Below are 12,284 nucleotides of genomic sequence, written 5' to 3' on the forward strand. Positions count from 1 at the left end.
GTTTGGTGTAGCGATCACTCGCCCGGTCACGGGCGCAGCCTCCCGCGTGACTTAACGATCGGTCAACCACGGGCTGCTGTGCAGTTGCCCACGGGCCTATGTTACCCGCAAGTAGCATCAGCGCTCTGGGGGCTCAGAGTGACACAGGTCACGGAGGGTCGCTACGGCGGGTAGGCTCCCAAATCGGGAGGTGACGTACATGTCGGGAGACAGGGCTTCGATGAGCGGGCGCGATCCGGCGGGAGGCCTGCGTACCTCCCGCCGGGCCTGTCGCCGGATGATCCCGGACACCTACCGGTGTGCCTGCGGCCGGGTCCGCGACCGCTGCGTACGGGCCAGCGTCCGCGCACTCTGGTCCGCCGAGCCGATCAGGCGGGTCCGGCCAACGCGTCCCTGATCTTGTCGATCACCGCCGCCTCGCTGCCCGACACCCCCCGGTGCGCCTTTGCCACCTGGTCCGCCGCGGCCAGCACCACCGACCGGTACGCCTCGACGTCCGCCGGGGACTTCGCCCGGAGGATCTCCACCGCCCGACGCAACGCGGGCAGCACCGTCGCCTCGACCTCCAGCGCGGAGTCCCGGGGCAACTGCGGCAGCGGGCCGTTGGTGAGTGCCTCCTTCACCACCCCGCTGGCCTCGCCGAGCGCCCCGGACGCCGCGAAGCTCTCCCGGACCAGGGAGAGCATTCCCGGCTCGGCGTTGGAGACCAGGAATACGGCGCCGAAGGCCCCGGTCTTGAGGGTCAGCCGTTCATCCCCCGTCAACGATTCCATGATCACGGAGTGTAGACGTACGGAGTGGTCGTGGTGACCGCAACGAGCCCCAGCCGCTCCAGGACCGGGCGGCTGTCCGGCGAGCAGTCCACCTGCACCAGGGTCTTGCCGCGCTGCTCGGCCAGCCGCGCCCGGTTCGCCACCAGCGCCCGGTAGATGCCCTTCTTCCGCCACTCTGGCAGGGTCGAGCCACCCCAGAGCGTGGCGAAGCTGGTGTCGCGCAGATAGCGCACCCAGCCGGCACTGACCACCACGCCGTCCGCCTCGGCGACGACCACCGTGATCGACTGCGGGTCGGCCGCGATCTCCTTCGCCAACCCGATCACCAGGTGGCTGCGGTCCTCGTGCCAGACCGCCTCCTCCATCGCGGCGATCCGCTCCAGATCCTCGCGGGCGGTCACCTCACGCAGCCGTACCCCCTCGGGCAGGACCGGAACGGCGGCGGCCAGGGCCGCGACCGGACCGACCACGACGGTCTCCAGATCCTCCGGGACGAAGCCGGCGGCACTCAGCCGGTCGCCCAGGTCGGCCGGCTCGTCGTGGCCGTTGAGCTTCCACTCGACCGCCTCGCCCCGGCGGCGGAAGAACTCGACCTGCCGGGCGATGAGCGCGTCCAGCTCCGCGCCGGCCAGCCCGTCCAGCGTCCGGTAGGTGATGAAGCCGCGGTGGTCCAGGCCCAGGATGCGGACCAGGGGACCATCCCGGTCGACGGTCACGCCGGCCGGCAGCGGGTTCGGGATCTCCGGGCGGATCTGTGCGTCATAGATATCGCGCAGACCGCGCGCGTCAAGATCAGTCATCTCACCAGGCTACGCACGGGGCAAAGCGGATAATCGATGACGTGTGGAAGGCGATCCGAAGCTGGTTCGACCCGCGCGAGCTGCGGTCGGTCGGCACCACGCCCGACTACCGCTTCTCCCTGGCCAACGAGCGGACCTTCCTGGCCTGGCTACGGACCGGCCTGGCGCTGATCGCCGGCGGGCTGGCCGCCGCGCAGTTCCTGCCCCGGCTGCCGCTGGCCCACCTGCGCGAGGTGATCGCCGTCGCGCTGCTGCTGCTCGGCGCCGCGGTCGCGGTCCGGGCGGTCGACCACTGGGCGCGTACCGAGCGGGCGATCCGGCTCGGGGAGGAACTGCCCGCGTCCCGGTTCCCCGCGATCCTCGCCCTCGCCGTCGCCGTCGGCGCGCTGCTGCTCGTCGTCGCGGTCCTGGCCCGGGGGGTCGGGTGACCGGCGACCCGGGGCTCCAACCGGAACGGACCCGGCTGGCCTGGCGGCGTACGCTGCTGTCCCTCACCGGGGTCACCCTGCTGCTGGTCCGGCTCGCGCTCACCGGCGGCCGCCCGGGCGCGCTGCTGGCCGGGCTCGCGGTGCTGTCGTGGCTGGCCGCGCTCGCCGCGACCTGGCACCGCGCCACCGGCACCGGCCCGTCGCGGGGCCAGCGCTGGTCGTTCCCGCTCGCCGCGCTGACCGCCGCGGGTCTCGCCCTGCTCGGCGTCGTGGCGGTGGTGGCCGGGCTGCGCTGAACCGCGACGGTGGGCCATGATGTGCGGCATGGTTCGCCTGTACGGGCTTCTGTTCATGGCGCAGATCGTGCTCGCCATCTTCGCGCTGATCAGCTGTCTCTCCGCCGAGGAGGGTGAGATCCGGGTGCTACCCCGGATCGCCTGGGTGCTGATCATCCTGTTCTTCCCGCTGATCGGCTCGGTCGCCTGGTTCGCCGCCGGCCGGGAGCACACCGCCCGCCGGCCCCGCACCGCCTGGCCGATGGGCAACGGGTTCTCCGAACAGGACCGCCGCCGGCCGGTGGCACCGGACGACGACCCGGCCTTCCTGTCCTCCCTGGCCGAGCGGTCCCGCCGTGACGACCAGGAGCTGCTCCGACGCTGGGAGGAGGACCTGCGCCGGCGCGAGGAGGAGCTGCGCCGCCGGGAGAACGACAAGGACCGGCCGGAGGTCTGAACACGGCGACCGAGCGCCGGCCGGGCAGAATCGACGGCGTGCGGATCAGCCTGCTCGGCCCTTTGGAGCTGCGCGCCGACTCCGGTGCGCCGTTGCCGCTCGGCGGCGCCCGGCTGCGCCGGCTGCTGATCCTGCTCGCCTTGGAGCCCGGCCGGACGGTCACCGTCGGTCGGCTCGCCGAAGCGGTCTGGCCGCATGCCCCGCCGACCGCCAACGCGCTCCAGGCCCTCGTCTCCCGGCTGCGCCGCAGTGCCCCCGGGCTGCCGGTCGAGGCGCGACCCGGCGGCTACCGGCTGGCCCTGACGCGTGACGAGGTGGACCTGCACCGGTTTGAGGACGCGGTACGCGCCGGCTGCGCGATCCTGGCGGAGGATCCCGCCGACGGGTGCCGGCGGCTGACCGAGGCGTTGGCGCTGTGGCGCGGGCCAGCCCTGGCCGACGTCGCGGACGCCGACTTCGCGCGCGCGCCGGTGGCCCGCCTCACCGAGCTGCGGCTCGCCGCCACCGAGGACCTGCTCGAGGCGTGGCTGGCCGGGGAGCCGCCGGACGCGCTGCTGCCGCAGCTGCGCGAGATGGCCGCCGCCCACCCGCTGCGGGAACGGCCGACCGCGCTGCTGATCCGGGCGTTGCACCGAGCCGGCCGCTCGGCCGAAGCCCTGGCCGAGTACGAGCGGCTACGCACCACGCTGGCCGACACCCTCGGCACCGACCCGGGACCCGAGCTGGCCGCCCTGCACCTGGAGATCCTGCGCGGCGGGCGGGAGCCGGCGCACCCGGCTACCGGCGCTCCGCCGGTAGCCGCCGCCGTGCGGGTGGCCCCCACCCGCCGGCCTGCCCGGCCCCACGGTGGTCTCCCGGCCGACCCGACGGAGGCGCTGGAGGCGAACGGTGCAGCAGCAGCCTCGCGTGTGGTCAGCACCGGCCCGGCCGCGAGCGACCACCGCGCCGCGACCAGCGGGTCCGGCCGGCTCCCCGCGCCGGCGCGGGGCAACCTGCCCAACACGCTGACCAGCTTCGTCGGCCGGGAGGAGGCCGTCGAGCGGGTCGCCGCGCTGCTCGACCGGCACCGACTGGCCACGCTCACCGGCCCTGGCGGGGCAGGCAAGACCCGGCTGGCCGTCGAGTCGGGCCGGGCGGTGGCGGACCGCTTTCCGGACGGGGTCTGGCTGGTGGAGCTCGCCCCGGTCACCGACCCGGCCGAGGTGCCGCAGGCCCTGCTCGCCGCGCTCGGCCTGCGCGAACAGGCGCTGCTGGCCCGCGTCGGCCGGGGTGCCCCCGAACCGGTCGAGCCGGTCGACCGGCTGATCGACGCGCTCGCCAGCCGCTCCGCCCTGCTGCTGCTGGACAACTGCGAGCACCTGCTCGACGCAGCGGCGGGCCTCGCCGAGCGGCTGCTCACCGCCGGCCCCTGGCTGCGGGTGCTGGCCACCAGCCGGGAGCCGCTGGGCGTCACCGGGGAGGCGTTGCGACCGGTGGAGTCCCTGGCCCTGCCGCCGGCCGACGCGGACCCGACGACCGCGCTGACGTATCCGGCGGTGCGGCTCTTCGCCGACCGGGCCGGCGCGGTCCGCCCGGGCTTCGCCGTGGATGACACCACGGTCGGCCCGGTGGTGCGGATCTGCCGCGCGCTGGACGGCATGCCGCTCGCCATCGAGCTGGCCGCGGCCCGGCTGCGCGCGATGACCGCCGCGCAGGTGGACACCCGGCTCGACGACCGGTTCCGGCTGCTGACCTGGGGCAGCCGGACCGCGCTGCCCCGGCACCAGACGCTGCGGGCGGTGGTGGACTGGAGCTGGGACCTGCTGGACGACGGGGAGCGGACACTGTGGCGGCGGCTGGCCGTCTTCGCCGGTGGGGCAACCGCGGACGCGGTCGAGCGGGTCTGCGCTGACTCGCCACCACTCCCGCTCGCCACCACTCCCGCTCGCCGCAGCTGCCGCCGGGCAACCGCCCGGAGCCGTCGCGGACGTGCTCGACCGGCTCTCCGCGCTCGTGGAGAAGTCGCTCGTGGTCGCGGGCGGCGACGCCGAGCCGCGCTACCAAATGCTGGAGACCATCCGGGAGTACGGCCTGCAGCGGCTGGCCGAGGCGGGCGAGGCGGACCGGATCCGGCGGGCGCACGCCACCGAATACCTGGCCCTCGCTGAGACGGCCGAGCCACGGCTGCGCAGCCGGGAGCAACTCGACTGGCTGCGCCGGCTCACCGCCGACCACGACAACCTGCACGCCGGGCTGCGGCATGCCATCGCCGCCGGGGACGCCCCGGTCGCGGTCCGGTACGCCGCCGCGCTCGGCTGGTCCTGGTGGCTGAGCGGCCAGCGCGCGGAGGGCGCGGAGCTGGCCGCTCAGGTGCTCGCGCTGCCCTGGGTGGACGAGCAGGCCGACCCCGACCGGCTCGCCGTGACCCTCACCATGGCTGCGCTCAACCTGGTCTCCACCCACAAGGACACCGCCACCGGCATGGGTTGGCTGGAGCGCGCGGCAAAGCTGGCCGTCGGGCACGAGGCCAGGCATCCGGTGCTGCGGCTGGTCGGACTGGTCGTCGCGGCGTTCCGCAACGGATTGCCGCCGCAGGCACCGGAGATGCTCGTCGCGCTCTTCAAGGACCCGGACCCGTGGGTGGCCGGCACCGCCCGGCTGTTTCAGGCGCACGCGTACCTGAACGCGGGACTGTCCGACGAGACGGCCGAGGCGGACCTGCTCGCCGGGCTGGAGCATTACCGCACGGTCGGGGACCGCTGGGGCATGTCGTTCGGGCTGACCTCGCTGGCCGACCTGTTGGACCGACGGGGTGAGGCGGCCCGGGCCACCCCGTTCCACGAGGAGGCCCTCGCGTACTTCGAGGAGCTGGGGCTCGAGGAGGACGTGCCGGAGATGCGGCTGCGCCTGGCGCAGAACCTGTGGCGGCGCGGTGACCACGATCGGGCCCTGGCGGTGCTGGCCCGGGCCGAACGGGAGGCGGAACTGAGCCGCTCCCACGAGACCCGCGCGGCGGTGGTGCACGGGCGGGCCGAGATCCTGCGGGCCCAGGGCGACTGGGCCGGGGCGCGGGCGTGTCTCGCGGAGAGCATCGGGCTGCTCGGCGACCGTACCGCAGTGGCGGGCGCTGCACGCCAACAACCTGGCCGCCCTCGACGCGGTCGAGGGCGACCTGGTGAGCGCCCGGGCCCACCACGACCGGGCACTCGAACTGGCCCTCGGCTCGCAGGACGCCCCGGTGGTGGCGGCAGTGCTGGTCGGCTTCGCCGACCTGGCGGTACGGCTGGGCCGCCCGGCCGCCGCAGCCCGACTGCTCGGCGCGGCGAGCGGCGTCCGGGGCGGCCCGGATCGCGCGAACCTCGACCATCCCCGGGTGGAGGCCGCCGCCCGCGCCGCGCTCGGCGAGGCTGGTTTCGCCGAGGCGTACGCGGGCGGGCTGGGTTACCGGTTGGAGACCGCTGGTGAGGTGGTCCGGGTCACGCTCGACGCCTGAGCGCCCGGACCGCGAGCGGGGCGAACACGGCGAGCAGGACGGCCGCCCAGATCAGCGAGCGAGCCACCGGGCCGGCCACCGGGCCGGAGACCAGCAGGCCGCGCAGCGCGTCGGCCAGGATGGTGGCCGGGTTGATCTCGACCCACCGCTGCAGCCAGGACGGCATCTTGTCGGTCGGTACGAACGCGTTGCTGGTGAAGGTGAGCGGGAAGATCACCATGAAGCCGAAGATCTGCACCTTGTCAGGCTCGCTGACCAGCACCCCGACCAGCACCGAGATCCACGAGGCGGCCAGGGAGAAGACCAGCAGCAGGGCGAAGGCGGCCAGCAGCCCGGCGAACCCGGTGCCCACCCGGAACCCGAGGAGCATCCCGACGCCGAGCAGCAGCGCCACCGACCACGCCTGCTTGACGGTGTCGGCGACGATCCGACCGGCCAGCGGTGCCCAGCGGGCGACCGGCAGCGACTGGAGCCGGTCGAACACCCCCTTGGTCAGGTCGTTGTTCAGCCCGAAGCCGGTGGTCATGGTGGCGAAGAAGGCGTTCTGCACGATGATCCCGGGCAGCGCGAACGTCAGGTAGTCGCCCGGGGAGCCGGCGATCGCCGTGCCGAAGACGTACGTGAAGAGCAGCACGAACATCACCGGTTGGATGCTCAGGTCGAGCAGTTCCATCGGGTTGTGCTTGATCTGTACCAGGCTCCGCCAGGCCAGGGTGAAGGTGTGCCGCAGCCCGGCGGCGAGGCTCGGCCGGCGGGCTGGGGCGAGCGGAGCGGCGAGGGTTGCGCTGCTCATACGAGGATCCTTTCCAGGTCAGCGTCGGTTGGGGCGTCCTGCTCGGCCCGGTGACCGGTCAGGGAGAGGAAGACCTCGTCCAGGCTGGCGCTGCGCAGGGCCAGCTCGGCGACGGCGATCTCGGCGGCGTCGAGCCGGCGGACCACGGCCGGCAGCACGGCCGGGTCGTTCACCGGCACCGCTACGGTGGACTGGGCGACCTCGGGAGCGGCCCCGGTCACCTCGCCGGTGATGGCCAGCACGGTGGGCAGGTCGGCGGGGTCGATCGGCCGCACGGCGAGCACCTGGCCACCGGTGCGGGCCTTCAGCTCCTCCGGCGTGCCCTGGGCGATGACCCGGCCGTGGTCGACCACGGCGATCTCGCCGGCGAGCTGGTCCGCCTCCTCCAGGTATTGGGTGGTGAGCAGCACCGTCACCCCGTCGGCGACCAGGTTGCGGACGATGTCCCACAGCTCGTTGCGGCTGCGCGGGTCGAGCCCGGTGGTCGGCTCGTCGAGGAAGAGCACCTGCGGCCGGCCGACCAGGCTGGCGGCCAGGTCGAGGCGGCGGCGCATGCCGCCGGAGTAGGTCTTGGCCGCCCGCTCGGCGGCGTCGGTGAGCTGGAAATCGGCGAGCAGCTGCCGGGCGCGGGACCGGGCGTCGCCCCGGGACATCCCGAGCAGCCGGCCGATGAGCAGCAGGTTCTCGGTGCCGGTCAGGTTCTCGTCGACCGAGGCGTACTGGCCGGTGAGGCCGATCAGTTGGCGCACCCGGTGGGCGTCGCGGCGGACGTCGTACCCGCCGACGGTGGCGTGTCCCTCGTCGGCGGCGAGCAGGGTGGCCAGCACCCGGACGGCGGTGGTCTTGCCCGCCCCGTTCGGCCCGAGCAGCCCGAAGACCGTCCCGGTCGGGACGGCCAGGTCCACCCCGGCCAGGGCGGTGGTCGCGCCGAAGCGGCGGACCAGGCCCTCCGCGCGGATCGCGTACGTCATCGACAACTCCTGTCGTTCTCGCTGGTCACCCCACCTTGAGCGACGGCGCTGACGTTACGGCGACAACCGCTGACAAACCGCTGATTTACCTGCGGGCAGAAACGACGCGACCGCCGCGCCGGTCACCCGGCGACGGCGGTCGCAGTCCGGCCGTCAGGCCAGGTTGGACGAACGGGGGTACGCGTCGGCCGGGTCGGTCAGCACGTTGACCAGGTACGGCACGCCGGCGTCGAAGGCGCGGGTCAGGGCCGGGCCGAGGTCGGCGGTCTTCTCCACCGTCTCGCCCGCGCCACCGAGCGCCTCGACCACCTTGTCGTAGCGCAGCCCGGGCTGGAGGTCGGCGGCCACGTCGTAGCCGTACATGGCCCGCATCGGGTGCTTCTCCAGACCCCAGATGCCGTTGTTGCCGACCACGATGACCACCGGGAGCTGCTGCCGGACCAGGGACTCCACGTCCATCAGCGAGAAACCGGCGGCGCCGTCGCCCATCAGCACGCAGATCTGCCGGTCGGGGTGGCTGACCCGGGCCCCCATGGCGTAGCCCATGCCGGTGCCGAGGCAGCCGTACGGGCCGGGGTCGAGCCAGGTGCCCGGCTGCGCCGGCTCCAGGTACCTCCCGGCGTACGAGACGAAGTCACCGCCGTCGCCGATGGTGATCGCGTCGGCGGCGAGCACCCGGCGCAGCTCACCGTAGACCCGGGCCGGGCGGATCGGATCGGTCTCGGCGGCCATCTCCTCGGCGTCGCGGGCCTTCGCGGCGTCCTCGGCGACCCGCAGTTGGGCGATCCAGTCGGCGTGATCGGCCCGCTCGCCGGGGTGCTCGGCCAATGCGGTGAGGATGAGCCGCAGGTCACCGGCGGGGCTGGCGGCCGGCTGGACGTGCCCGGCACGCTGGCTGGGCGCGTCGACGATGTGCACGACCTCGGCGTCGCCGAAGTCGCCGAAGCCCAGCCGGAAATCCAGCGGGGTGCCGATGACCACGACCACGTCGGCGCCCTTGAGGGCGACCCGGCGGGCCTTGGCGAAGGCGAGCGGGTGCTCCGGCGGCAGGGCGCCCCGGCCCATGCCGTTGGTGAAGACCGGCACCTGGAGCGACTCGGCGGCGGCGCGCAGGGCGTCGATCGCGTCGCCCGCGTAGACGTCGGAGCCGGCGATGATCACCGGGCGGGTCGCACCGGCGATCAGCCCGGCGGCCCGCGTGAGCTCGTCCGGGTCCGCCTCCAGCGGGGCGACCGGAGCGACGGCCGGAAGGTCGGCGTCGCCGACCGAGAAGACCGCCTCGAGGGGGAAGTCGAGGAAGGCCGGGCCGCGATGCGGGGTGAGCGCCGCGGTGAGGGCGGCGGTGACCGCGCGCGGGATGTCGTCGGCGGTGAACACCGTCTCGGCGTGCTTGGTCACCGGGGCGACCAGGGGCAGGTGGTCCATCTCCTGCAGGCTGCCGGAGCCCCAGCGGAACTGCGGGGCCCGCCCGCCCAGCACCAGCACCGGCGAGGCGTTGAAGAAGGCGCTGGTCAGGCCGGAGACGCCGTTGGTGACGCCGGGGCCGGCGGTGAGCACGGCCAGGCCGGGGCGGCGCTGGAGCTTCGCCACGGCCTCGGCGGCGAAGACGGCGGACTGTTCGTGCCGGACGTCGTAGATCGGGAAGCCGGTCTTGTGCGCGGCGTCGTAGAGCGGGAAGACGTGCCCGCCGGAGAGGGTGAACATCTCCCGTACGCCGTGCGCGCGCAGCGCCGCCAGCGCCAGTTCGCCGCCGTGCCCCTCGACCCGTTCCGTCATCGCCGCTTCCCTTCGTAGCAGGACCGGAGTCACACGCTACTGGCCGGTAGCCCGGATGTGAACCGGCCCCGGGTCGACGGCGGCAGGTGGCCCGTCGACCCGGACCGGGGCTCAGCGGCCGGTGAAGTCCGGCTTGCGCTTCTCGACGAACGCGGCCATCCCCTCGCGCCGGTCGTCGGTGGCGAAGAGCGCCGCGAAGAGCTGACTCTCCCAGGCAAGGCCCGAGTTGAGGTCCATGTCCAGGCCACCGTCGACGGCCAGCTTGGCGGCCCGCAGGGCCTGCACCGGGCCGGTCAGGAACGGCTTGACGTAGGCGGCGGCGGCGTCGTACACCTCGGCGGCCGGGACGACCTGGTCGGCCAGGCCGATCCGCAGGGCCTCCTGCGCGTCGACCATCCGGCCCGTCATGATCAGGTCCTTGGCGCGCGCCGGGCCGACCAGGCGGGCCAGCCGCTGGGTGCCGCCGGCGCCCGGGATGATGCCGAGCTTGACCTCCGGCTGGCCGAGCTTGGCGTCGTCGGCCACGATCCGCCAGTCGCACGCGATGGCCAGCTCGCAGCCGCCGCCGAGGGCGTATCCGGTGATCGCGGCGACCACCGGCTTCGGGATCCGGGCGATGGCACCCAGCGCGCTGGACAGGTCGGCGGCACGCGCGGCCATGTCCACGTAGGACATGTCGGCCATCTCCTTGATGTCCGCGCCGGCGGCGAAGACCTTCTCGCCGCCGTACACGATGACCGCGCGGACCTCTGCGTCGGCGGTGGCCGCGGCCGCGGCGGCGCGCAACTCCTCCTGCACCTGGGTGTTGAGCGCGTTCATCGGCGGCCGCTCCAGCCGGATGGTGCCGATGCCGTCCTTCACTTCCAGCCTGACGAACTCGCCCACGCTGCCCTCACTTCCTCGTCGAAGTCGCGTGCCAACCTTACGACCCGGGTCGTTGGGCAAGTAGTCTGGTACACGCCCCGCCACCGGGAGTCCGGCCATGATCACCTATTACGACGACAGGTCCGTGCAGGTCACCTCGACCGCCGTGCGCGTCGACGGCCGGACGTTCCCGCTCGCCGAGATCAGCGTGGTGTGGCACCGCCGGGGCAGCCGCTCCTGGCGGGTGCTCGCCGGCCGAGGCGCCATCGGGGCCGCCCTCGCCGGGCCGGTGGCCGCCGCGCTGGTCGGGGTCGGGCTGGCGATCTGGCTGCGGCCCTCGCCCGTGGTGATGGTCGCCGTCGTCGGCGCCTCGGTGCTGGTCGGCCTCGGGGTCGGGCCGCTCGCCGACGTCCTCTTCGAGCACCTCGACCGGTCGTACGACCGGGGCAGCCGGGAGCTGGAGATGTGGGCGCGCTGGCGCGGCCGGCCGGTGCGGTTGCTGCGCAGCGGCGACGCGCTGCGATTCGGCCAGATCTACCGGGCGGTGCAGCGCGCCATGGAGAGCGGGCCGGCGCCCCGGCGTCAGAAGGCGAGCGACTCGTCCGGCAGCATCGTCAGGCCGCGCAGCAGGCCGTAGAGGTCCTGCTCGCCCCAGAACTGGACGATGCGGCCGCCGGCCAGCCGGTACATCTTGCAGGCGCTCTGCACGGCGGTCGCCCCCGTAGCGTCCCGGCGATACGTCTGCGCCATCGAGACGACCACCCGGTCCTCCGCCGCGAACAGCTCCAGGATCTCCTGGTCGACCACGGTCAGCCCGGGCGAAGAGATCGCGCCCTCGACGTGGTGCCGGCCGCGCACCGCCGCGCCCGAGCCGTAGATCTGCACGTCCTCGGCGACCACCTCGGCCAACTCGGCCAGGTCCTTGGTGACGAACGTCCGCAGGTACCGCCGGACCACCTCGACGTTGCGCTCCCGCTCGCTCTCCCCCGCCGGGCCGCCGGCGCCGTTCCGGTCCGTCATGGGCCCGGACGCTACCCGGTTGGTCGTCCCTCCGCTGCCCCAGCGGCTGCCGGGTCGAGTCGATATCGCAAGCGATTCAGCTCCACGGGAGGCGTGCATCAACCTGGCCGCCGGCCTGTCGCCGACAACAGACACTTGAACCGCGGTGGTTAGCCTTAATGATGGCCCTCTATTACCGGGACGACGCGGTACAGGTCACCTCCGAGGCCATCCGTGCGGGTGGGCACGTCGTCGCTCTCGCCGAGATCACGTACGTCTGGCACGCGCGCGGCCCGACCACGCTGGCCGTCCGGTCCCGGGTCCTCGGCCGCGGTGTGCTGGTCCTGCTCCTGTCGCTACCGCCGCTGGTGGCGGTGGTCTGCGTGCTGTCCCTCGCCTGGGCCGCGCAGGACCGGGGCAACTGGAAGCTGGCCCTGGTCGTCCTGGCGGGCTGCGCGGTCGCCGCGCTGGCGCTCGCCCCGTTCCTGGAGGTGCCGCTCGGCTGGCTGGACCGCTCGTACGACCGGGGCAACCGGGTGCACGAGCTGTGGGTGCAGCACCACGGGCGGGAGGTGATGCTGCTGCGTACGCCGGACGCGCTGCGGTTCGGGCAGATCTACCGGGCCGTGCAACGCGCCGTCGAGCAGCAGGGCGACCGACGGTGACCGGCCGCCGC

At 73.9% G+C, this 12,284-nt stretch carries 14 protein-coding genes; 7 read left to right on the forward strand and 7 right to left on the reverse strand.

Features of this window, described 5'->3' with window-relative positions; all coding sequences use genetic code 11:
• Nucleotides 1-368: 368 nt before the first annotated feature.
• Complete coding sequence (locus FXF52_RS10730; RefSeq protein ID WP_148796006.1) at nt 369-773, reverse strand: hypothetical protein; 405 nt, start codon at nt 771-773, stop codon at nt 369-371.
• A 2-nt stretch (nt 774-775) separates the two neighbouring features.
• Nucleotides 776-1,573, reverse strand: a complete 798-nt coding sequence (locus FXF52_RS10735) for a GNAT family N-acetyltransferase (protein WP_148796009.1) — start codon at nt 1,571-1,573, stop codon at nt 776-778.
• Between the two features lie 41 nt (nt 1,574-1,614).
• Between FXF52_RS10735 and FXF52_RS10740 the strand changes: the two genes are divergently transcribed.
• The 5 genes from FXF52_RS10740 (at nt 1,615) to FXF52_RS44015 (ending at nt 6,205) form a co-directional block, all read left to right on the forward strand.
• Nucleotides 1,615-2,001 carry a DUF202 domain-containing protein gene (locus FXF52_RS10740; protein WP_148796011.1) on the forward strand — a complete coding sequence of 129 codons (387 nt, stop codon included), beginning with the start codon at nt 1,615-1,617 and terminating at the stop codon, nt 1,999-2,001.
• A complete protein-coding gene (locus FXF52_RS10745) occupies nt 1,998-2,297 on the forward strand; it encodes a DUF202 domain-containing protein (RefSeq protein ID WP_148796013.1) in 300 nt (99 codons plus the stop codon). The genes FXF52_RS10740 and FXF52_RS10745 overlap by 4 nt, the downstream gene beginning before the upstream one ends.
• Before the next feature lie 28 nt (nt 2,298-2,325).
• Entirely contained in the window at nt 2,326-2,733 is a 408-nt protein-coding gene (locus FXF52_RS10750) for a PLD nuclease N-terminal domain-containing protein (protein ID WP_148796014.1), read from the forward strand.
• A 38-nt stretch (nt 2,734-2,771) separates the two neighbouring features.
• Entirely contained in the window at nt 2,772-4,880 is a 2,109-nt protein-coding gene (locus FXF52_RS10755; protein WP_148796016.1) for a BTAD domain-containing putative transcriptional regulator, read from the forward strand.
• A gap of 1,007 nt (nt 4,881-5,887) precedes the next feature.
• The gene (locus FXF52_RS44015; protein ID WP_370517930.1) at nt 5,888-6,205 is read left to right on the forward strand and encodes a hypothetical protein; all 318 of its coding nucleotides are present in this window, start codon (nt 5,888-5,890) and stop codon (nt 6,203-6,205) included.
• Here FXF52_RS44015 and FXF52_RS10765 read toward each other — a convergent pair.
• From FXF52_RS10765 to FXF52_RS10780, 4 genes are all read right to left on the reverse strand, one after another.
• Nucleotides 6,189-6,998: an ABC transporter permease gene (locus FXF52_RS10765; RefSeq protein WP_148796018.1), complete on the reverse strand. Its 810-nt coding sequence runs from the start codon at nt 6,996-6,998 to the stop codon at nt 6,189-6,191. The genes FXF52_RS44015 and FXF52_RS10765 overlap by 17 nt on opposite strands.
• On the reverse strand, nt 6,995-7,969 hold the full coding sequence (locus tag FXF52_RS10770) for an ATP-binding cassette domain-containing protein (protein ID WP_148796020.1): 975 nt from the start codon (nt 7,967-7,969) through the stop codon (nt 6,995-6,997). Before FXF52_RS10770 ends, FXF52_RS10765 begins: the two co-directional genes overlap by 4 nt.
• Nucleotides 7,970-8,122: 153 nt before the next feature.
• On the reverse strand, nt 8,123-9,745 hold the full coding sequence (locus FXF52_RS10775; protein WP_148796022.1) for an acetolactate synthase: 1,623 nt from the start codon (nt 9,743-9,745) through the stop codon (nt 8,123-8,125).
• A gap of 111 nt (nt 9,746-9,856) precedes the next feature.
• Nucleotides 9,857-10,630: an enoyl-CoA hydratase/isomerase family protein gene (locus tag FXF52_RS10780; RefSeq protein ID WP_148796024.1), complete on the reverse strand. Its 774-nt coding sequence runs from the start codon at nt 10,628-10,630 to the stop codon at nt 9,857-9,859.
• Nucleotides 10,631-10,727: 97 nt separating this feature from the next.
• Between FXF52_RS10780 and FXF52_RS10785 the strand changes: the two genes are divergently transcribed.
• A complete protein-coding gene (locus FXF52_RS10785) occupies nt 10,728-11,246 on the forward strand; it encodes a DUF6232 family protein (protein WP_148796027.1) in 519 nt (172 codons plus the stop codon).
• On the opposite strand, the gene FXF52_RS10790 is transcribed toward FXF52_RS10785, so the two are convergent.
• Entirely contained in the window at nt 11,192-11,629 is a 438-nt protein-coding gene (locus tag FXF52_RS10790) for a nuclear transport factor 2 family protein (protein WP_148796029.1), read from the reverse strand. The genes FXF52_RS10785 and FXF52_RS10790 overlap by 55 nt on opposite strands.
• 161 nt (nt 11,630-11,790) lie before the next feature.
• On the opposite strand from FXF52_RS10790, the gene FXF52_RS10795 reads away from it, so the two are divergent.
• Nucleotides 11,791-12,273, forward strand: a complete 483-nt coding sequence (locus tag FXF52_RS10795) for a DUF6232 family protein (RefSeq protein ID WP_148796230.1) — start codon at nt 11,791-11,793, stop codon at nt 12,271-12,273.
• The last annotated feature ends 11 nt before the right edge of the window (nt 12,274-12,284 follow it).

It is taken from the genome of Micromonospora sp. MP36 (assembly GCF_008119785.1).
Classification (GTDB): domain Bacteria; phylum Actinomycetota; class Actinomycetes; order Mycobacteriales; family Micromonosporaceae; genus Micromonospora.

Coding starts and splice junctions, on each gene's coding strand:
- FXF52_RS10730 (WP_148796006.1), bottom strand. CDS start 773: ATGGAATCGTTGACGGGGGATGAACGGCTGACCCTCAAGACCGGGGCC.
- FXF52_RS10795 (WP_148796230.1), top strand. CDS start 11,791: ATGGCCCTCTATTACCGGGACGACGCGGTACAGGTCACCTCCGAGGCC.
- FXF52_RS10790 (WP_148796029.1), bottom strand. CDS start 11,629: ATGACGGACCGGAACGGCGCCGGCGGCCCGGCGGGGGAGAGCGAGCGG.
- FXF52_RS10775 (WP_148796022.1), bottom strand. CDS start 9,745: ATGACGGAACGGGTCGAGGGGCACGGCGGCGAACTGGCGCTGGCGGCG.
- FXF52_RS10735 (WP_148796009.1), bottom strand. CDS start 1,573: ATGACTGATCTTGACGCGCGCGGTCTGCGCGATATCTATGACGCACAG.
- FXF52_RS10785 (WP_148796027.1), top strand. CDS start 10,728: ATGATCACCTATTACGACGACAGGTCCGTGCAGGTCACCTCGACCGCC.
- FXF52_RS10770 (WP_148796020.1), bottom strand. CDS start 7,969: ATGACGTACGCGATCCGCGCGGAGGGCCTGGTCCGCCGCTTCGGCGCG.
- FXF52_RS10765 (WP_148796018.1), bottom strand. CDS start 6,998: ATGAGCAGCGCAACCCTCGCCGCTCCGCTCGCCCCAGCCCGCCGGCCG.
- FXF52_RS10750 (WP_148796014.1), top strand. CDS start 2,326: ATGGTTCGCCTGTACGGGCTTCTGTTCATGGCGCAGATCGTGCTCGCC.